This window comes from Streptomyces sp. NPDC001770 (genome assembly GCF_053596135.1).
Window position 1 is genome coordinate 45,350 of record NZ_JBSFFN010000030.1, and the last position, 19,557, is coordinate 64,906.

Genomic DNA, 19,557 nt, shown 5'->3' on the forward strand with positions numbered 1-19,557 from the left:
CGCAAGGCGTGCGTAGGCTCGAAGCATGAGCGCACACGAGGAGCACCAGCACGGGCACGGCGAGCACGAGGGGCACGGTCACGGGCATCGGCACGGCGGCGGTCACGGCCACCGGCACGGTCACGGCCACGGGGCGCAGGACGCCGGCGACTTCTCCGTACTGACCGAGATGCTGGATCTCGACGCCGAGGTGCTCCACGAGCACCTGGACGAGCTGACCGGCTGGATCCAGGAGCTGTCCGGCGGGACGGCGGGAGGTGCGGAAGCGGCGGAGAGGGCTCCTGGAGCGGCGGACGCGGCCGAAGCGCCGCAGGAGCCCGGCGGGCGGCGCCCGCGCGTGCTCGACCTGGGCAGCGGCACCGGCGCGGGCACCTTCGCCCTGCTCCAGCGGTTCCCGGACGCCGAGGTCACCGCCGTGGACGCCTCGCCGGAGATGGCCGCCCGTCTGGCGGAGAAGGCCGCCGCGCGCGGGGTCGCCGACCGTGTCCGTACCGTCGTCGCCGACCTCGACACCGAGGCCCTGCCCGCCGGGCCCTACGACCTGGTGTGGGCCTCCGCCTCGCTCCACCACATGGCCGACCCGGGCCGCGTCCTCGCCCAGGTCCGCGAGGTGCTGCGGCCCGGCGGACTCATGGTCGCGGTCGAGCTCGAAGGCTTCCCGCGCTTCCTCCCCGACGACCTCGGCATCGGCCGCCCCGGGCTGGAGGAGCGCGTCCACGCGGCGCAGGCCGAGGGGCGGACGGCGGCCGGGATGCACATGGCCGAGGACTGGGGGGCGCGGCTGCGCGAGGCCGGGCTCGACGTGGTGGCCGAACGGGTCGTCGCCATCGACCTGACCGCCCCGCTGCCCGCCGCCACCGGCCGCTACGTCCAGGCGTCCCTCACCCGCGTCCGTTCCGCGCTCGACGGCGTACTCGACGCCGAGGACCTCGCCACCCTGGACGCGCTCACCGAAGCGGACGGCCCGCACGGCGTGCTGCACCGCGACGACCTCACCGTCCGTACCGAACGGAGCGTCTGGGTGGCCGGCCGCGGGTGAGGCGCGCGGTCCCTGGGCTTCGTAGTCCCTGAGACGGAGGCCCCGGTATCCGCTTGGGTGGGGACGACCCCGGCCGGTGCTCCGCCCTACCGTGGTGCCCGTGACCGAGACCCTTGTGCAAGCGAAGACGAAGGCACCCGAACTCCGTTGGGCGCGGGGCGCGGTGGAGAGCCTGCGGGAGGACCTCCGCCAGGACGCGCTGGCCTACCGCCCGCTGCCCCCGCTCAGCGGCGAGGGGCCGCTGCTGCGCCGACTGCCCGTGAGCGCACGGGAGAAGCTCGTCTGGACCCCACACGCCCTGGTGCTGGTGGCTGCGGTGATCTGCCTTCTCCTCGGACTGAACGCGCCGAGCGAGCAGTTCGTCCTCGGGGTGGTCCCGGCGATCCCGGTGGTGCTGACGCTCGTCCGGCCGGTGGCCGCCTTCTGGGGGTCGATGGCGGCCACGGTGGTCGTCGCCCTCGCCGGTACGGCCTGGCCCTGGGGTCCGAGCAGCTTCTGGGGCCACCTGGTGGTGCTGGTGGTGTGCGCGGCCCGTACCCGGCCGCGTGCCGCCGCCGGGATGTGGCTGCTCACCCTGGTGCTGGGCACGCTGCTGGGGACCGTCGCGCCGTACCGGCTGGGCGGTTCCACCGCCGCACCGATGTTCGTGGTGTCGGCGCTGGCCCTGCTCGTGGTGACCGTGGTCCAGGTCCGGCGGGAGGCCGAGCGCGAGGTGAGCGAGGCCGAGCGGGAGGTGACGGTCCAGCGCACCGTCACGGCCGTCGAGCGCGACCGGCGCACGCTCCTCGAGGAGCGCACCACCATCGCCCGCGAGCTCCACGACGTGGTCGCCCACCACATGTCGGTGGTGGCGATCCAGGCCGAGGCCGCCCCGTACCGGGTGGAGAACCCGCCGCCCGAGCTGGCGCAGGCGTTCGTCACCATCCGCGAGAACGCGGTCGCCGCGCTCACCGAACTGCGGCGCGTGCTCGGTGTCGTACGGGCGGAGGACCAGGAGGCACCGGACGCCCCGCAGCCCACCCTCGCCCGGCTCGACCGGCTGCTGGACAACGTCCGCGAGGCGGGCCTGGAGACGGAGAAGACGGTCACCGGGGCGGTGCGCGAACTGCCGCAGGGCGTCGAGCTGTCGGCGTACCGGATCGTCCAGGAGGCGCTGAGCAACACCCTGCGCCACGCTCCGGGGGCCACCGCCGCCGTAGAGATCGCCTACGTCCTCGGCGGGCTCGGCGTACGGGTCGTCAACGGGCCGCCGACCGGGCCGGTCGACGCGTCACCGGGCGCCGGGCACGGCATCACCGGGATGCGCGAGCGGGTCGCGATGCTGGAGGGCGAGATGACCGCGGGGGAGACCGAGGAGGGCGGTTACGAGGTCGCCGTCTTCATCCCCGTCCCCCGGGCGGTGAAGGACGCCGACACCGCGACCGGTACCGGTGACGCCGACGCCGACGCCGACGCCGACGCCGACGCCGACGCCGCGACCGGCACCGGTACGGAAGAGGAGGCCGCCGCGTGAGCGACATCGGGGTTCTGATCGTCGACGACCAGATGATGGTCCGCGAGGGTTTCTCGGTGCTGCTCAACGCCATGCCCGGGATCGAGGTCGTCGGCGAGGCGGTCGACGGACGGCAGGCGGTCGAGCGGGTCGCCGCGCTCGCCCCGGACGTGGTGCTGATGGACATCCGGATGCCGGAGATGAACGGCATCGAGGCCACCCGCGAGATCGTCGCCGCCGACGCGGAGGCGAAGGTGCTCGTGCTCACCACGTTCGACCTGGACGAGTACGTCTACCAGGCCCTGCGCGCCGGGGCCTCGGGCTTCCTCCTCAAGGACGCCTCCGCCCGTCAACTCGCCGATGCCGTACGGGTGGTGGCCTCCGGCGAGGCGCTCCTCGCGCCGACCGTGACGCGCCGGCTGATCGCCGAGTTCTCCAGACTCTCCCAGGCGCCGAAGCCCCCGGCCCTGGCCCGGATCGGGGACCTCACCGAACGCGAGACGGAGGTGCTGGTGCTGGTCGCGCAGGGGCTCTCCAACGCGGAGATCGCCGCGCACCTGGTGGTCGCCGAATCCACCGTCAAGACCCATGTGAGCCGGGTCCTGGTGAAGCTCGGACTGCGCGACCGCACCCAGGCGGCGGTCTTCGCCTACGAAGCGCGGCTGGTCACGCCGGGGTAGGGCGTGCCGGACCGGCGGACGGCGGCCGGTAGCGTCGGGTCATGCACGTGTCCTTCGACCCCTGGTCGCCCTCGTTCGTCGCCGATCCGTACCCCGCCTACACCGCGCTGCGCGCCGCCGGCCGCGTCCACTGGTTCGAGCCGACCCGGCAGTGGCTGATCCCGCACTACGCCGACGTGTCGGGTCTGCTCCGCGACCGCCGGCTCGGCCGGACGTATCTGCACCGCTTCACCCACGAGGAGTTCGGCCGCACCGCACCGCCCGCCGCGCACGAGCCGTTCACCACCCTCAACGGCGAGGGCCTCCTCGACCTGGAGGCGCCCGACCACACCCGCATCCGGCGTCTCGTCTCGAAGGCGTTCACGCCGCGCACGGTCGAGCGGCTCGCACCCACCGTGCGGCGTCTGGCGGCCGAGCTGGTCGACACGTTCGTCGCCGAGGGCGGCGGCGACCTGCTCACGGCGGTCGCCGAACCCCTGCCGGTCGCCGTGATCGCCGAGATGCTGGGCGTACCGGAGTCCGACCGGGCGCTGCTGCGCCCCTGGTCGGCCGCGATCTGCGGAATGTTCGAGCTGAACCCTTCGGAGGAGACCGCACGGGCGGCGGTTTCGGCGTCCACCGAGTTCTCCGCCTACTTGCGCGAACTCATCGCCGTGCGGCGGGAGAAGCCCGGCGAGGACCTGATCTCCGGTCTCATCGCCGCCCACGACGAGGACGAGCGGCTCACCGAGCAGGAGATGATCTCCACCTGCGTGCTGCTGCTGAACGCGGGCCACGAGGCGACCGTCAACACCACCGTGAACGGCTGGCGCACCCTCTTCCACCACCCCGAACAGCTCGCCGCGCTCCGCGCCGACCACGGCCTGCTGTCCACGGCCGTGGAAGAACTCCTGCGCTACGACACACCGTTGCAGATGTTCGAGCGCTGGGTACTGGACGACATCGAGATCGCCGGTACGGTCGTCCCGCGCGGCTCCGAGGTGGCGCTGCTCTTCGGCTCCGCCAACCGCGACCCCGAGCGCTTCGCCGACCCGGACACCCTTGACCTGTCCCGCCCGGACAACCCGCACATCACCTTCGGCGCGGGCATCCACTACTGCCTGGGCGCCCCGCTGGCCCGTATCGAACTCGGCTCATCCTTCGGTGAGTTGCTGCGCAAGGCGCCCGGGATGCAGCTGGTCGACGAGCCGGAGTGGCACCCGGGGTACGTCATCCGGGGGCTGAAGGAGCTCCACGTGGAGGTGTGATTCCCGTGGACCCGCGAGGTTGACTCACCCTCGCAGGTCCCGGCGGCGCAGGGCGGTGAGGCCCGCCGCGACCAGGGCCGCCGCCACCGCCGTCAGCGCGGTCAGGGCCGCTGCCCGCAGGTCGCCGCCGGGGAGCTTCGGCAGGTGGGTGAAGGGCGACACGTCCAGCACCGCCTGGGGCAGGTCCACCGCCGGGCCGATCCAGCCGAGCGCCAGGCAGAGCCCGGCCGCGCCCCAGGAAGCGGCGGCGGCGATCCGGGCCGCCGCCCCGTACAGCAGCACGGCCACGCCGCCCAGCAGCCAGATCGCGGGGAGCTGGACCAGGGCGGCGCCGAGCACGGCCGGGAGGCGGTGGCCGTAACCGGCGGCGAGACCGAGGCCGCCGGCGCCCATCACGAGGGCCGAACCGCCGAACGCGATCAGCAGGTGCCCACCGGCCCAGGCGGTCCGTCCGGCGCCCGCCACGAGGACGGGTTCGGCCCGTCCGCCGGTCTCCTCGGAGAGCGGCCTCAGCGCCGAGGAGACGACGTACAGAGCCGCAACCATGCCGAGCATCCCGGCCATCGCGGCGAGGAACGCGTCGGTCAGTCCGGCCGCGCCGCCCATCCGCGCGATGATCTCGCGGGTCTGCTCGTTGTCGCCGACGAGGTCGGCCGCACCGTCCGCCAGCCGGCCGAAGACGAGCCCGGCGACCGCGAACGACCCCGTCCACCCGACCAGCGAACCGCGCTGGAGCCGTAGGGCCAGCCCGTACGGCGTGGCGATCCGGCCGCGCGTGGCCCCCGGGCGGGTGGCGAAGAGGCCGCTGCCCAGGTCCCGCCGGCCGGCGAGCACGACGGCCAGGGCGAGGAGCGCGGCGGCAGCGGCCACGAAGAGCAGCAGCACCCACCAGCGCTCGGTGGCGTAGGCGCGGGTGTTCTCCACCCAGCCGAACGGGGAGAGCCGGGTCAGCACGGAGGAGGCGCCGGTGCCCGCCGCGTCGCCGGCGGCCTTCACCACGAACGCGGCGCCGAGGGCGGCGGCCGTCACCCCTTTCGCGGCGCGGGCGCCCCCGGTGAGCTGGGCGGCGACGGCGGCGGTGGCGGCGAAGACCAGGCCCGTACCGGCGACCGCGAGGCCCAGTGCGTACGCCCCGGGGCCGCCGCACCCGGCGGCCGTCAGGAGGAGCACCACGAGCGCGGCGAGCGCCAGATCGGCCACGGCTGCGGCGAGCAGGGCGGCGGTCAGCGGGGCCCGGCGGCCGACCGGCGCGGCGGAGAGCATCTCCTGGCGGCCGGTCTCCTCCTCCTCGCGGGTGTGGCGCACGACGACGACCAGCGACATCACGGCGGCCAGTCCCGCGCCGAAACCGCCCGTCCGCCAGCTGACGAGCGCACCGGCGGAGTCGCCGAGGACGGGTCCGTACAGCGCGCGGAGGCTGCCGTTGGCGTTCGTCGTGGCGGCGAGACGGGCACGGTCGGCGACGGCCGGGTAGAGGGAGGCGAAGGAACCGGCCACCGAGGCGAACGAGCCGCCGATCGCCAGCAGCCAGACAGGGATCAGCACCCGGTCGCGGCGGAGTGCGAGGCGCAGCAGGGCGAGGGTGCCGGTGAAGGGGCCCGAGCCGGCGGCGGTGGCGTCGTCCGGACCGGTGCGGGGCAGCGCGCCCGAGGCGGCGTAGGTCATCGCGGGGCCGCCTCGTCCTCGTCGCGGCCGCGCGCGTTCTTTGGGGCGCCGTCCGCGTCCGCCGTGTAGTGGCGCAGGAAGAGTTCCTCCAGCGTCGGTGGGGCGCAGCTCAGTGCGCGTACCCCGGCGGCGGCCAGCGCCGCGAGGACCGCGTCGAGCTTGTCGGTGTCCACCTGGCAGCTGATCCTGGTGGAGCGTACGTCGAGGCCGTGCACTCCGGGCAGTGCGGCCAGCCCGTCGGGTACGGAGCCGAGTTCGGCGGTGATGCCGGTGCGCGTCAGATGCCGCATCCCGGCCAGCGAACCGGTCTCCACCGTGCGGCCCCGGCGGATGATGCTCACCCGGTCGCAGAGGGTCTCGACCTCGCTGAGGAGGTGGCTGGAGAGCAGCACCGTGCGACCCCGGTCGCGCGCCTCGGTGACGCAGTCGCGGAACACCGACTCCATCAACGGGTCGAGCCCGCTGGTCGGTTCGTCCAGGATCAGCAGTTCGGCGTCGGAGGCGAACGCGGCGACCAGGGCGACCTTCTGGCGGTTGCCCTTGGAGTACGTACGCCCCTTCTTCGCCGGGTCCAGCTCGAACCGCCGGATCAGCGCGTCGCGCTGGGCCCGGTCAAGTCCGCCGCGCAACTTCCCGTACAGGTCGATGACTTCGCCGCCGGTGAGGTTCCGCCAGAGCGTCACGTCGCCCGGGACATACGCGAGCCGGCGGTGCAGGGCGACCGCGTCCTGCCAGGGATCCCGGCCGAGCAGCCGCGCGGTGCCGGAGTCGGCGCGCAGCAGGCCGAGCAGGACCCGGATGGCGGTGGACTTCCCGGCGCCGTTGGGACCGAGGAAGCCGTGCACCTCCCCGTGGTCCACGGTGAGTTCGAGACCGTCGAGTGCGGTGGTCCGGCCGAACGACTTGTGCAGTCCCGACATGGAGATGGCCGTCGTCATGGTTCTGAACGTACGCTGGTTTCACAATTTTCTGAAGATAAAGAACCGTATAAAGTCAGGGAGTTGGGCGGCGTGCGGAGCCGGGGCGTGGGGGCGTCCGGGGGAGGGCGTCCGGAAAGCCGGACGGGTCGGACGGGTCGGACGGGTCGGATCGGGAGGATGGAACGGCGATGGGCGAGGGTGCGGACGGTACGGACGGGGGCGTGCGGGGCGGGGAGGCGCGCGACGGCGAGGTGCGGGACGGCGAGGCCGTCTCGCGGTTCGTCGAGCGGTTCGCGGCCGACATGACGGAGGCGGGCATGCAGCGCATGGCCTCCCGGGTCTTCGCCGCGCTCCTCGCCGACGACGACGCCACCATGACCTCGGCCGAACTCGCCGCCGATCTGCGCATCAGCCCGGCAGCGGTCTCCGGAGCGATCGGCTACCTCACCCAGGTCGGCATGGTCGGCCGCGAACGCGAACCGGGCTCCCGCCGCGACCGCTACCGTCTGCACCACGAGATCTGGTACACCACCTTCGCCGGACGCGACCGGGTGATGACCCGCTGGGAGCAGACCCTCCGCGAGGGCGCCCGCTCGCTCGGCGAGAACACCCCGGCGGGCGCCCGGCTCGCGGAGACGGCGGAGTTCTTCGATTTCGTGCAGTCCGAGATCGTCACGATGATGGAGCGGTGGAAGGCCCGCCAGGACGCCCGACAGTGATCCGAGGGGCCGGAGACGGCGGCGACACCGACCGCCGACCCGTGTACGAGCGCCATGGAGGCACCGCATGAAGGCACGGCCCGTACGGCGCCGCACCGTCGTCCTGGCGGGCGGCGCCGTCCTCGTCGGGCTGGTGGCCCTGACCGGGGGCGCGGAGGCCGTCGCCCGGCACGTGGTGGACGGGCGGGTGGAGAAGCTGGCCGGTGAGCGGCTGGGTTCCGAGGTGACGGCCGACACCGACGGCTGGGGCCTCGTGGCGCTCACCCGCGGCGAGCTGGGCACCCTCACCCTGCACGCGGAGGACGCCGCACTCGACGGGTTCGACGGGGTCACGGTCGACGCGGAACTCCGGGACCTCGTCGCCCCCCGCGGAGACGGCCGGGCCTCGGTCACCGCCAGCAGCGCCCGGGCCGAGGTGCCGGCCGGTGCCCTGCGCGACCGGGTCACGGCGGCCGGCGGCGCGTTCGCGGCGATGGTCGGTGACGTCGAACCCCGGCCCGGGGACGGAACGCTGCGGATCAAGCTGGGCCCGGGCGGCCTCGGGCAGGCCGACATACGGCCCGAGCTGCGTGACGGCACCGTCCGCTTCACCCTGACCGGCGCGAAGATGCTCGGCGTGGACGCCCCGAAGTCGCTGACCGACCGCATCGAGTCCGCCCTCACGGACCTGTCCCCTGTCGGTACGGGCGGTACGGGCGGTACGGGCGGTACGGCGGGTACGGGCGGTACGGGCGGTGTGGGTGGTGCGGGCGGTGCGGCGGGTACGGGCGGTGGCGCGGCCGGTCCGGACGCGGCGGCGGACGCGCTGGGCCTTCGCCCCACCGCCGTCACGGTCACCGAGGACGGGCTGCGGGTGGATCTGAAGGGCGGACCGGCCACCTTCGACCAGGACGTCGGGGCGCGGGGCGGGGGCCGCTGAGCCCCGCGCGCGAGCCCCGGGCGGTGCCGGAGCCGCGGCCGGCGGGTCTCACGCCGGGATCGCGGGTGGGTCTCAGGCCGCCGCCTCCGCCGCCGGGACCATCAGTCCCCAGGCGTCCGCCAGCACCGTCCACGTCCGCCGCCGTACCGGGCCGTGGAGCTGTATGTCGGCGCGGTAGCGGAAATCGGGGCCGGAGACCGTCACCGCCTTGGCCTCCGCCGTCACGGTCTCGCCGCTCGACGTGCGTACCACCACCTCCGCCAGGCCGCCGCCGCTCCGCGAGGTCACGGTGACGCCCTCGACGGGCCTGTCCAGGTCGTTGAGGAGGACACCGTCCGCCTCCACACGGAGGCGGTAGCCGGGTGCCCCGGAGGGGGTGGCAGCCGGGGCGGGGCGGACGAGGGTGCGGACCAGGGAGAGGCAGGTGTCCCAGACGGCCGTGACGCCGGTGTGCGGCGCCTGCCCCGGGCCGTCCGCGGTCTGGCCGGGGGCGGGCGGGGGCGCCGGGACGTCCACGCCGCCCAGGACCACGCCGTCGCTGTCGTCGACGAGCAGGTCGAGACGGTGCACCGCCCCGTCCAGCGCCGTCCGCGCCGCCGCCACCGCGCCGCGCGGCACGCCGAGGGCGTGGGCGAGCCGGAGGGAGGGCGGGGAGCCGACGGGGACGAGCGCCAGGGCGCTGTCGGCCAGCTCCCGGTCGCGGTGCAGCTGGGCCACCGCCCGGAGCAGAGCGTGGTCGTCGCCGATGACCACCGGCCGCCTGCTGCCCCGCCGGGACAGGGCGCGGGCGAACTCCTCCGGGGTGTCCGGAAGGGAGATCTTGGCGTGCGCTCCGGCGTTCAGCACGTCCTTCGCGATACGGACGGACTCGCCGTCGGTCCGGCGGGCAACCGGGTCGATGACCACCAGCAGCTGGTGGCCGTCGTCGCCGGGGGGCTCTGCAGCCGACACCTCGGTCCTTCCTCGGGTAGCATCTTGGTGCAAGAGCCCCTTGCGCTATTGCGCCAGGGGCTTCGTCTATTCCGGGGCACCCGGTTCGACGGCTCAGGCTTTGTCGTACATCGTCGTATGGCAAGTACGACCTTTACGTACGCCCCTGACCTTGGACATGCCCCGCCCGGAAGGGGTGTACGCCTGTGCCCGCACTTGTGCTGCTCGGTGCTCAGTGGGGTGACGAGGGCAAGGGGAAGGCCACCGATCTCCTCGGTGGATCCGTCGACTATGTGGTGCGATACCAGGGCGGCAACAACGCCGGTCACACGGTTGTCGTAGGCGACCAGAAGTACGCACTGCATCTCCTCCCCTCCGGAATCCTGTCACCGGGCTGTACCCCGGTGATCGGTAACGGTGTCGTGGTCGACCCGGCGGTGCTGCTCTCCGAGCTGAGCGGTCTGAACGAGCGAGGCGTCGACACGTCCAAGCTTCTGATCAGCGGCAACGCTCATTTGATCACTCCGTACAACGTCACGCTCGACAAGGTGACGGAACGCTTCCTCGGTAAGCGGAAGATCGGCACGACCGGCCGTGGAATCGGCCCGACGTATGCCGACAAGATCAACCGTGTCGGTATTCGCGTCCAGGACCTCTACGACGAGTCGATCCTCGTCCAGAAGGTCGAGGCGGCCCTGGAGCAGAAGAACCAGCTTCTGGCCAAGGTCTTCAACCGCCGCGCGATCGAGGCCGAGGGCATCGTCGAGGAGATGCTCCAGTACGCGGAGCAGATCAAGCCGTTCGTCGCCGACACGACGCTGATCCTCAACAACGCCATCGACGACGGCAAGGTTGTCCTGTTCGAGGGCGGCCAGGGCACCCTGCTCGACGTCGACCACGGCACGTACCCCTTCGTCACCTCGTCGAACCCGACCGCGGGCGGCGCCTGCACCGGCGCCGGCGTCGGTCCGACGAAGATCACGCGGGTCATCGGCATCCTGAAGGCGTACACCACGCGCGTCGGCTCCGGCCCGTTCCCGACGGAGCTGCTGGACGCGGACGGCGAGGCGCTGCGCCGCATCGGTGGCGAGCGCGGTGTCACCACCGGCCGCGACCGTCGCTGCGGCTGGTTCGACGCGGTCATCGCGCGGTACGCGACCCGGGTCAACGGCCTGACCGACTTCTTCCTCACCAAGCTCGACGTGCTCACCGGCTGGGAGCAGATCCCGGTCTGCGTGGCGTACGAGATCGACGGCAAGCGCGTCGAAGAGCTGCCCTACAGCCAGACCGACTTCCACCACGCGAAGCCGATCTACGAGATGCTGCCGGGCTGGTCCGAGGACATCACCAAGGCGAAGACCTTCTCCGACCTGCCGAAGAACGCGCAGGCCTACGTGAAGGCGCTGGAGGAGATGTCGGGCGCTCCGATCTCCGCGATCGGTGTCGGCCCCGGCCGCACCGAGACGATCGAGATCAACTCGTTCCTGTAGGGAGTCTGTCGGGGCCCGTCTGCCAAGGCCTGTCTGTCAGGGCCCGTCTGGCAAGGCCTGTCTTGCAGGTCTGTCTGGCAAGGCTCGTCTGGCAGGTTCTGTCGGGCTCCGGGAGGATCCTCGTACGACGACGGCCGCGGGCCGGGACACGTTCTGTGCCCCGGCCCGCGGCCGTTTCGTCCGTGGCGGCCGTTTCGTCGGCGGCCGTCCGGAGGGGGCGTCCGTCGTCAGGAGCGGGGGCGGTCGCCGCACAGGGGGTACGCCTGCGGGGCCGAGCAGGGCACGAGGCCGTGGGTGCGCAGGGCCTGCTGGTCGTGGCTGTTCACGTAGTCGAGGAAGCGGGCCGCGAGCGAGTCGGGGGCCGGGTCCCGGTACGTGTACGCGTACTCGACCACCCAGTACGGGTAGCCGTTCGTGGTGATCTTCTCGGGGGACGGTTCCCTGGCGTCGATGGTGATGCGGTGCAGCCCCTTCGGGGCGGCCGCGCCGGTGCGCAGTTCGCTGTAGCCGATCGCCCCGTCCACGGTGCCGACGGTGCGCAGCACCTCGTCGGTGCTGCCCAGTTCGCACCGGGTGACCAGTGCCTTCGGGTCGTCGCGGGTGAGGCAGTCGCGGGAGGACGTGGGTATGGGCTCATTGCCGCCCAGCACCCGGCGCTGGAGCGCCACCCGGGTGCCCGAGTTCGCGTCCCGGCTGACGAGCCGGATCTCCAGGTCCGGGTTGCCGGGGAAGTGGTTCCAGTTGCGGATCTCGCCCCGGTAGATCCGCCGTACGTCGTCGAGCGACAGATCCTTCACCTGCACGCTGTCGTTGACGACGAGGGAGAACAGTACGACGGCGACCCGGCCGTTCTCGTGCAGCTCCGGATAACCGCCCGGCTTCGGGCCGTCGGCGAAGACGACCGTGGCGGGGGAAGCGCCACGTTCGTCGAGCAGCCGGACTCCGGCGTCGCTGCCGTGCATGTCCACGTCGATCGAGGAGCCCTCGCACGCCTGCGTGTACAGCTTCGCCAGCTCGGTCACGGCCGGCTGGAACGCGGTGGAGCCCGCCACCCGCAGGGAGCCACGGGCGCACTCCACCGGCGGCGGGGTGCGGTCGAACGCGAGGATGATCGTGGAGAGGGTGACCACCCCGACGGTCAGCGCCACGGTGATGGACCGGGCGGCCTTGCTGAACACCGGCGGCTTCTCGTCGGGACGGGCCGCGCTGTTGACCCGTACGTCCCCGTCCCGGATGCCTCCGACGATCCGGATCGGGCTGCCCACCTCGCCGCCGGTGAGCAGCACGAGGAGCTTGAAGTGCTGATGACGGTTGAGGGGCACCCGGGGCAGCCGGATCAGACCGCCCTCCTGCCGCATGCCGGCGGCGGGGGTGAAGTGCTCCATCAGGTGCCCGGTCTCGACGGGCTGGGTCACCGCTATGCCGCGCACCGCACGGTCGGTGAACTCCACGGTCAGGCCGTGCCGTTCGATGCCGGTGTAGTCGTCGCGGGAGATGGACTGCGAGCCGTCGTTCTCGATGCGCAGCAGGACGAGAGTGGCGTCCGACATGTCAGGGGTCTCGTCGAACAGCCCCAGCCGGACGTTGACGCCGCTGCCGATCGGGGTGTCCATCTGGACGCGGTACCCGATGCGCCGCTGGGCCGGGATGCGGCGCTCGTACCAGAGCACCCCCACGGAGACCAGCACACCGACCGCGGCGGTCACGACGGCCACGACGTTCTCGGCGCTCAACCACTCCACGGCTGCCTCGCACCCCTCCGCGCGTACCGGACCGGGCCCGCTCGGCGCGCCCTCGGGCCGCCACCGTACGAGCGGGGAGACAGCAGCGGAGCGGGGGAGCGCATGTTGTCGGCGGGTGTTCGCCCCTTGTTCAGCTCGCCCCTTGTGCCGCTCGGTGCGGGGGTGGTGTGGCGTGGTGTGGGGTGGGGTGGGGTGGGGTGAGGTGGGGTGCGATGTGCGGGGCGGGTCCGGCGGCGGGGTTTGGTTCCCGCAGGGGGCGTGGCTCCCGCTGTGGGGTGTGGTTCCGGCGGTGGGCGGCTGGTTCCGGCGGGTGGAGAGTCAGAAGGCCCGGTAGTACTCGGCGGGTTCACCGTCCGCGCTCATGCCGTTGACCAGCAGACGTTCGTGGCCTTCGAAGGTGTCGATCCGCAGGTACTGCGAGCCGTTGGAGAAGCAGTCGGGGTCGGAACGGTCCGCTGCCGAAAGCATGTCCGGTCCGGCGACCAGCAGTTCGCCCGATCCTCCGACGACGGCGGTGCTCGTGCAGGCGACGGGGTCCGGGGCGGGCATCCCGGTGTCGGGGTCCAGCTTCGGGGTTCTCGATACGTACCGGATGAGCGGGGCGCCCACCGGGCCCTGGGCGACGGTGAGGTCGAACCGGTACAGATGCCGCTCCCTGGCGCTGAGTTCGGGCATGGGGGCACGCCTCCAGTACCCGAGGAAGGCGGCCGGTACGGCTCGGGAGCCGCTCGCGGCCCGCCGGAAGACGGAGTGGACCGCCCCGGAGGTCCACTCCATGACGTCGGGCGAGCGCACGGCCAGCGTCTGGTGGGCGGCAGGGGTGCAGCGGCCGGCGGGGATGCTGATGTTCACGTCGCTCTCGCCGAAGACGATGTGGTCCTCGTCCGCGTCGACCAGGACGGACCGGCCCATGCAGAGGCGTTCGCCGAAGACCTGGACGTAGGTGGCGGTCTTGTGGCCTCGGGTGCCCTGCCCGATCTCGATCCGGCCCGTCTCGTACGGGGCGTTGTCGGTGCCCTTGAGTACGCCCTCCCAGGCGCCGAGGTAGACCTCGGGGACGTCGCCGGGGCCGTTGGGCCCCCAGGGGCGGGAGCCGTAGCTGCCCTCGCCGCTGGTGTCGGTGTCGCCCATGTCGCTGCCCATGTCGGTGCTCTGTGCGGGGTTGCCGAAGCCGAGACCGACGAGGCGGCTGAATCCGCCGAGCCCGCCGGCGGTGTAGTGCTGGAGGGCCAGGCCCGCGCCGAGGAGCCCGCTGACGGCGCAGGCGGCGAGCAGCGCGGTGCGCCGGAGGGCGAGGCTGCCCCTGTGGGCACGGATGGCCTCCCAAGGAGGCGCCGAGGGCGTTGTCGGGGGCGTCGGTGGGGGCGATTGCGCGGGCGCTGCCAGGGGCTTTTCCGGGGGTGTCTTCGTGGCGGCTGCCGAGCGCGTCTCCGGGGGTGCCGGCGGGGATGCCTCCGCGGGCGGTGTCGGGCCGCCGGGAGGGGCGTGCACCGGGTGGGCGCGGGGTGCGGGGGCCTCCGGCGATCGGCGCTGGGGGACGGTGAGTCCGGGGGCGGCGTGATCCGGCGTGGTGGGCTCCGGGGCGGAGTGGTCGGGTGCTGGGTGGCCGGGGCCGGAGTGGTCGGGTGCTGGGTGGCCGGGGCCGGAGTGGTCCGGGGCGAGGATGTCCGGGTCGGGGTGGTCCGGTGCTGGGTGGTCCAGGCCGGGGTGGTCCGGGGCGGGTGTTTCCGCGTCCAGCGGTGGGGTCTCCTGGGTGCTGAGCAGGGCCAGGAGTTCGGGCGGCAGCCATGCTTCGGGCCGCCTGGCCGACCGGGCTGGGGCCGACTTCGCCAGGGCTGCGGCAGTGGGGCGGCGGTGGGGGTCGCGGTGCAGGCAGGACCGCACCAGGGGGCCGAGTTCGGCGGGGAGGGCGGTCAGATCCGGCTCGTTGTTCGCGATCCGGAACATGATCGCGTGGACGCCGCTGTCGGACGCTCCGAAGGGCTGCACCCCGGTCGCCGCGTACGCGAGGACCGCGCCGACGCAGAAGATGTCCGAGGCGGCGGTGACCCTCTCGCCCCTTACCTGCTCGGGCGACATGAACCCCGGTGAGCCGATCACCGCTCCGGTGCTGGTCAGGCCGCCGTCCGTGACCGTCTCCACGGCCCGGGCGATACCGAAGTCGATGATGCGGGGGCCGTCCGCGGTGAGCAGGATGTTGGACGGTTTCAGGTCGCGGTGGACGAGTCCCGCCGCATGGATGTGGGTCAGCGCCCGCCCGAGGCCGGCGGCCAGGAAGCGTACGGAGGGCACGGGCAACGGGCGTACCCGCGTGGCCGGTTCGGGTCTGCCACGCTCGGCGGCTTCCCAGCGCCCCTCCGCCCAGGTGCGCTGGACCCGCCGGGTACGCCGGTCGCCCACGACGGTACGGAGCGAGGGGCCGGGGACGTACGCGATGGCCACCCACGGAAGGGCGGCATCCGTGTCCGCCGCGATGACCGGGGCGGTGCCCGCGCTGCCGACGCGTTCCAGCGCGGCGACCTCCCGGGCGAACCGGATCCGGAATTCGTCCACCACCGCGAACTGGGCGTGCACGACCTTCACCGCCACGGTCCGTCCGCCCTCGGAGCGTGCGAGGTAGACGCGTCCCATTCCTCCCGTGCCGAGGCGGCCGAGGAGCCGGAACGGGCCTACCCGAGGAGGATCTTGAGGAGTCAGCGGGTCCACGCCCGGATACTCGCATATCGGTCGCCCGGGTGGCGCGGTCCCGCGCCCCGGCGCCCCGGCCCGGAGTGGGCCGGAGTGGGCCGGGAGGATGCCGTGCACGGGGCGCCCTGTGGTGCACCCAGAGTCCGAGGCCGATCTCCCCTTCGAACTGAGTTGCGGTGAGAGGGTGTCGGAGCCGGGTGGGGCTGCTCGGATTCTTTCTCGGGGCACCGACGCGCGCGCGGGTGAAGACTGCCCAACACCTGCATGTTTAGCTCCTGTTGAGGGCCGCTGCGGGTTCCTCGCCGGTGCGGGAGGTTCATGGAGGGGGGCGCGGCGTGACGCTGACGAAGCTTGGTCCAGACCTTGACAGGTCCAGACCAGTCTCGCTTGAGTGTCCGCACCCCCACAAGACGGCGCGGTCCCGGACCGGTCAGAAGTCCGGACACAGCGTCGCACCGAAGGAGTGATCACGTGTTCCGACGCGTCATGGGCCTTCTCGCCGCGGCAGCGGCCGTAGCGGCCACGGTCGTCGTCCTTCCCGCCGGTACGGCTTCCGCCGCGACCTGCGCCGCCGCCTGGAACTCCTCGTCCGTCTACTGGGGCGGCGACTCCGCCTCCCGCAACGGTCACAACTGGACCGCCAAGTGGTGGACCCAGAACGAGGTTCCCGGCACCACCGACGTCTGGGCCGACGCCGGCACCTGTGGCGGCGGCACCACCGACCCCGGCACGCCGAACCCCTCCGGCTTCGTCGTCAGTGAGTCGCAGTTCAACCAGATGTTCCCGAGCCGGAACTCCTTCTACACGTACTCCGGGCTGACCGCCGCCCTGAGTGCCTACCCCGGCTTCGCCAACACCGGCAGCGACACCGTCAAGCGCCAGGAGGCGGCCGCCTTCCTCGCCAACGTCAGCCACGAGACGGGCGGGCTGGTGTACGTGGTCGAGCAGAACACGGCCAACTACTCGCACTACTGCGACACCTCGCAGTCCTACGGCTGCCCGGCGGGCCAGTCCGCGTACTACGGCCGCGGCCCGATCCAGCTGAGCTGGAACTTCAACTACAAGGCCGCCGGTGACGCCCTCGGCATCAACCTGCTGGCCAACCCCAACCTCGTCCAGACGGATGCGGCCGTGGCCTGGAAGACCGCTCTCTGGTACTGGAACACCCAGAGCGGCCCGGGCACGATGACCCCCCACAACGCCATGGTCAACGGTGCCGGGTTCGGTGAGACCATCCGCTCGATCAACGGCTCCATCGAGTGCAACGGCGGCAACCCCGCCCAGGTCCAGAGCCGCGTCAACTCCTACCAGTCGTTCACCTCGATTCTGGGCGTCACCCCCGGCTCGAACCTGAGCTGCTGATCCCCTTCCTTCTCCGAGGCCGCTCCACGAGCTGCCTCCGCGCAACCGTCTCCACCTCCTCCTCCGCTTGGCCGGGCGGGGGGTGCGACCGGCCCCCGGCCGTGCCGTACCCCCCGCTTCGGCGTTCCGGAGGCCGCGTTGGCAAGATCCGTGTGCATGACATCCGAGACATCCGACAGCGGCAGCCTGCCCACCCCCACCACGACCGCCGAGCGGATCGCCCTCGTCGACCACGTGCTCGCCCTGCCGTTCCCGCAGGGCGACGAGGCGGAGGACAGCGGGGTACGGAGCAGCGGCCCCAGCCACCATCTGCTCATCCTGCGAGCGAGCGAGGACTTCTGGGACGGGCGGGAGGCGGAGGCGGTGGAACCGGCCGAGGAGGAGATCGAGTCCGAGTTCAGCGCCGTGGCGACGGCGCTCACCGAACGCTGGGGCGAACCCGAGACGGTCGACCTGTGGCCCTGGCTCGCCGGTGACGGCGAGACGGAGACGGCTGCCGCGGCACCCGAGCCCCTGGGGCAGCTCTGCAACCTGGCCGGCAGCATGCAGGCCTGGCGCATCCCCGGTACCACCCGCTGGCTCGGCCTCACGGTGGGCCAGGCCGACCCGGAGTTCCCGATCTGGCTGCTTGCCGCGGTCGGTGAGAACGAGGTCCTGGAGACGGGTGGCCTCGGTGACGAGGAGACCGGGGACGGCGAGGGATCCAGCCTCTGAGTCCGCGTACGGGACGCCTCGGGGGAGGAACGCGCTCCGGTCGCCGACCTGTTGGCGGCCGGGGACGCGGATGCGGGGGCGGATGCGGTGCCGGTGAGACCGGGGGCGGGGGTCAGGCGTGGTACCGGCCGAATCGCCACAGCACGTGCACGACGCGGAGCGCCGCGAGCAGCCCTCCGACCGAGGCTCCCGTGATGAGCAGAACCTTGTCGGTGGTGTGGGAGAGCTCCCAGACGATCGCGGGTCCTGCGATCGCGCCGAACACGACGGCTCCGAGGAAGCACGCGCTGAGCAGCGCGTAGCCGATCTCCACGGTGATCTCGTCCCGGTCTTCCTGAGTCCTTCGCCCCGTTCCCATGGCCAGAGCGTGGCAGCAGGCGCGGTCCGGGTCCAGTGGGTGGGTTGGAGAGCGAGTCCGGTGCTGGGGCTGGGGCTGGGGCTGGGGTGCCGGTGAGGCTGTGCGCGTGTCGGGGTGGCGGCTCCGCGGTGGAGGAGCCGTTCGGTGAGGGGCGAATTCCGGGAGGACGTCTGCGCTTGCCCCGTAAATTCGGGAAGAAACAGAGGAGTTTGTGTGTGTGGGGCGAAGTTGTAGGGGCAACAGAAGCTCTGGAGGTTGATAATCATGGTTCCCCTGCTTCTCGTTCTTCTTCTGGCCGTCATTCTTTTCGGTGCTGGGTTCGCGCTCAAGGCGCTGTGGATCGTCGCAGCGATTGTCCTTGTTCTCTGGCTGATCGGCTTCGTTGCCCGCCCGAAGGGTGGCAGCCACCGCTGGTACCGGTGGTAGTCAGCACGAAGCCGCCGTTTAAAGAATTCGCAGTAGGAAGAGGGTCCGCTCCCGATGGGCGGGCCCTCTTTCGCGTTTCCCGGCTCGTTTCGGAGTGGGGCGTCGGGGCTTCTGCGTTACAAGTCGAGGGAATTGTGGTGCATGGGTCGGGCGATGCCGGGCAAGCGAAGGTCAGGACGGAAACCGTACTTACGGTGAAATTCCCGTCCGACTGAGCCTGACATCCATTCCGGCAACGAGAGAGGAAGCCTGAAGATGAGCGAGAACATCTGGGGCTACCAGCCCACGGCCGGCCACACCGCCGGCACCGACCTGATCGGCTACAAGGTCGAAGCTACCGACGGCAGCATCGGCAAGGTCGACAAGCACTCCGACGAGGTCGGCTCCTCCTACCTGGTGGTCGACACCGGGGTCTGGATCTTCGGTAAGCACGTCCTGCTTCCGGCGGGGACGGTGCGCCGGGTCGATCCGGAGGAGAAGAGGGTCTACGTGGACCTCGACAAGGAGCAGATCAAGAGTGCTCCGGAGTTCGACAAGGACTCGCACCTGGGGAACACCGAGTTCTTCGAGACCACGGGTGAGCACTACGGGCGGCACCGTCGCATCTGACGCCTTCATGCGTCAGAACGGGCTTCGGCTTCAAGTGACTTCGTCATCCACGGGGTGGCACCCACGAGGGAAGGTCATCACGGAGTCGAGACCGCAGCGCGGGACCGTGGCGCTGGATCGCGCTGCTGGATTGCGGCGCGTGGTTGGTGGAACCCGGCGGGTCGGGCCAGGCAGAGTTTATCTGTCGGGCCCGGCCCGCTTTCCGCGCGCCCGGATCTCCGCAGGAACCGTGGCGGCGAGGTATTCGGCGCGGACCTCGATGAGCGGAGCCGTCCCGCAAGCGGGCCCTCCAGGCGCGGGATGCTGCCGATCCCAGCCGTAGAGGCATCGGTGAACTCCCCGGTTTCGGGAAGTGCTTCCAGCGTGGGAACCGCCTATGCGGAGCGACAGGAATCCACACGGTGAGCAAGCCGAGCAGAGCGCGGATGCCGACCCGGCTGGCGGCCCGGGCGGTGGCTCGGGCGGTGGCTCGGTCGATTGCAGTCGAGATGTGCGCCGGTGTGCGTGAACTCTTCATCGGGGTGCCTTCCTCCGCGTCGGCCCTCTGAGGAGAGGAG

Annotated in this window: 17 protein-coding genes; 11 read left to right on the forward strand and 6 right to left on the reverse strand. The window is 72.1% G+C overall.

Annotation, left to right across the window (positions count from 1 at the left end):
- Positions 1–25: 25 nt before the first annotated feature.
- The 4 genes from ACWCSV_RS24690 (at position 26) to ACWCSV_RS24705 (ending at position 4,458) form a co-directional block, all read left to right on the forward strand.
- Positions 26–1,039: a class I SAM-dependent methyltransferase gene (locus ACWCSV_RS24690; protein ID WP_451145633.1), complete on the forward strand. Its 1,014-nt coding sequence runs from the start codon at positions 26–28 to the stop codon at positions 1,037–1,039.
- Between the two features lie 100 nt (positions 1,040–1,139).
- Positions 1,140–2,552, forward strand: coding sequence for a sensor histidine kinase (locus tag ACWCSV_RS24695; RefSeq protein WP_451145635.1), 1,413 nt, complete (start codon positions 1,140–1,142; stop codon positions 2,550–2,552).
- The gene (locus ACWCSV_RS24700) at positions 2,549–3,211 is read left to right on the forward strand and encodes a response regulator (protein ID WP_451145637.1); all 663 of its coding nucleotides are present in this window, start codon (positions 2,549–2,551) and stop codon (positions 3,209–3,211) included. Before ACWCSV_RS24695 ends, ACWCSV_RS24700 begins: the two co-directional genes overlap by 4 nt.
- Positions 3,212–3,252: 41 nt before the next feature.
- Positions 3,253–4,458 (forward strand): cytochrome P450, encoded by a 1,206-nt coding sequence (locus tag ACWCSV_RS24705; protein WP_451145639.1) that lies wholly within the window; start codon positions 3,253–3,255, stop codon positions 4,456–4,458.
- A 24-nt stretch (positions 4,459–4,482) separates the two neighbouring features.
- Here ACWCSV_RS24705 and ACWCSV_RS24710 read toward each other — a convergent pair whose 3' ends face one another.
- On the reverse strand, positions 4,483–6,123 hold the full coding sequence (locus ACWCSV_RS24710) for an ABC transporter permease (RefSeq protein ID WP_451145641.1): 1,641 nt from the start codon (positions 6,121–6,123) through the stop codon (positions 4,483–4,485).
- A complete protein-coding gene (locus ACWCSV_RS24715; RefSeq protein WP_451145643.1) occupies positions 6,120–7,061 on the reverse strand; it encodes an ABC transporter ATP-binding protein in 942 nt (313 codons plus the stop codon). Before ACWCSV_RS24715 ends, ACWCSV_RS24710 begins: the two co-directional genes overlap by 4 nt.
- A 170-nt stretch (positions 7,062–7,231) precedes the next feature.
- On the opposite strand from ACWCSV_RS24715, the gene ACWCSV_RS24720 reads away from it, so the two are divergent.
- Positions 7,232–7,762, forward strand: coding sequence for a GbsR/MarR family transcriptional regulator (locus ACWCSV_RS24720; RefSeq protein ID WP_451145645.1), 531 nt, complete (start codon positions 7,232–7,234; stop codon positions 7,760–7,762).
- 67 nt (positions 7,763–7,829) lie between these two features.
- Entirely contained in the window at positions 7,830–8,681 is an 852-nt protein-coding gene (locus ACWCSV_RS24725; protein WP_451145647.1) for a hypothetical protein, read from the forward strand.
- Between the two features lie 72 nt (positions 8,682–8,753).
- On the opposite strand, the gene ACWCSV_RS24730 is transcribed toward ACWCSV_RS24725, so the two are convergent.
- Positions 8,754–9,632, reverse strand: coding sequence for a diacylglycerol kinase (locus ACWCSV_RS24730; protein ID WP_451145649.1), 879 nt, complete (start codon positions 9,630–9,632; stop codon positions 8,754–8,756).
- Positions 9,633–9,817: 185 nt separating this feature from the next.
- On the opposite strand from ACWCSV_RS24730, the gene ACWCSV_RS24735 reads away from it, so the two are divergent.
- Positions 9,818–11,101, forward strand: coding sequence for an adenylosuccinate synthase (locus ACWCSV_RS24735; RefSeq protein WP_327177018.1), 1,284 nt, complete (start codon positions 9,818–9,820; stop codon positions 11,099–11,101).
- A 227-nt stretch (positions 11,102–11,328) separates the two neighbouring features.
- On the opposite strand, the gene ACWCSV_RS24740 is transcribed toward ACWCSV_RS24735, so the two are convergent.
- Both ACWCSV_RS24740 and ACWCSV_RS24745 read right to left on the reverse strand, forming a co-directional pair.
- Positions 11,329–12,843, reverse strand: a complete 1,515-nt coding sequence (locus ACWCSV_RS24740) for a PstS family phosphate ABC transporter substrate-binding protein (RefSeq protein WP_451145652.1) — start codon at positions 12,841–12,843, stop codon at positions 11,329–11,331.
- Between the two features lie 318 nt (positions 12,844–13,161).
- The gene (locus ACWCSV_RS24745) at positions 13,162–15,474 is read right to left on the reverse strand and encodes a protein kinase domain-containing protein (protein ID WP_451145654.1); all 2,313 of its coding nucleotides are present in this window, start codon (positions 15,472–15,474) and stop codon (positions 13,162–13,164) included.
- Between the two features lie 528 nt (positions 15,475–16,002).
- On the opposite strand from ACWCSV_RS24745, the gene ACWCSV_RS24750 reads away from it, so the two are divergent.
- Both ACWCSV_RS24750 and ACWCSV_RS24755 read left to right on the forward strand, forming a co-directional pair.
- Positions 16,003–16,893 carry a glycoside hydrolase family 19 protein gene (locus ACWCSV_RS24750; RefSeq protein ID WP_451145656.1) on the forward strand — a complete coding sequence of 297 codons (891 nt, stop codon included), beginning with the start codon at positions 16,003–16,005 and terminating at the stop codon, positions 16,891–16,893.
- 156 nt (positions 16,894–17,049) lie between these two features.
- Positions 17,050–17,607 carry a hypothetical protein gene (locus ACWCSV_RS24755; RefSeq protein WP_451145658.1) on the forward strand — a complete coding sequence of 186 codons (558 nt, stop codon included), beginning with the start codon at positions 17,050–17,052 and terminating at the stop codon, positions 17,605–17,607.
- A 112-nt stretch (positions 17,608–17,719) separates the two neighbouring features.
- Here the strand turns inward: ACWCSV_RS24755 and ACWCSV_RS24760 are convergent, their stop codons facing one another.
- Complete coding sequence (locus tag ACWCSV_RS24760) at positions 17,720–17,965, reverse strand: DUF6332 family protein (protein WP_451145660.1); 246 nt, start codon at positions 17,963–17,965, stop codon at positions 17,720–17,722.
- A 264-nt stretch (positions 17,966–18,229) separates the two neighbouring features.
- On the opposite strand from ACWCSV_RS24760, the gene ACWCSV_RS24765 reads away from it, so the two are divergent.
- The gene (locus ACWCSV_RS24765) at positions 18,230–18,391 is read left to right on the forward strand and encodes a hydrophobic protein (RefSeq protein WP_266707077.1); all 162 of its coding nucleotides are present in this window, start codon (positions 18,230–18,232) and stop codon (positions 18,389–18,391) included.
- A gap of 255 nt (positions 18,392–18,646) precedes the next feature.
- Positions 18,647–19,000 carry a PRC-barrel domain-containing protein gene (locus ACWCSV_RS24770; RefSeq protein ID WP_451145662.1) on the forward strand — a complete coding sequence of 118 codons (354 nt, stop codon included), beginning with the start codon at positions 18,647–18,649 and terminating at the stop codon, positions 18,998–19,000.
- The last annotated feature ends 557 nt before the right edge of the window (positions 19,001–19,557 follow it).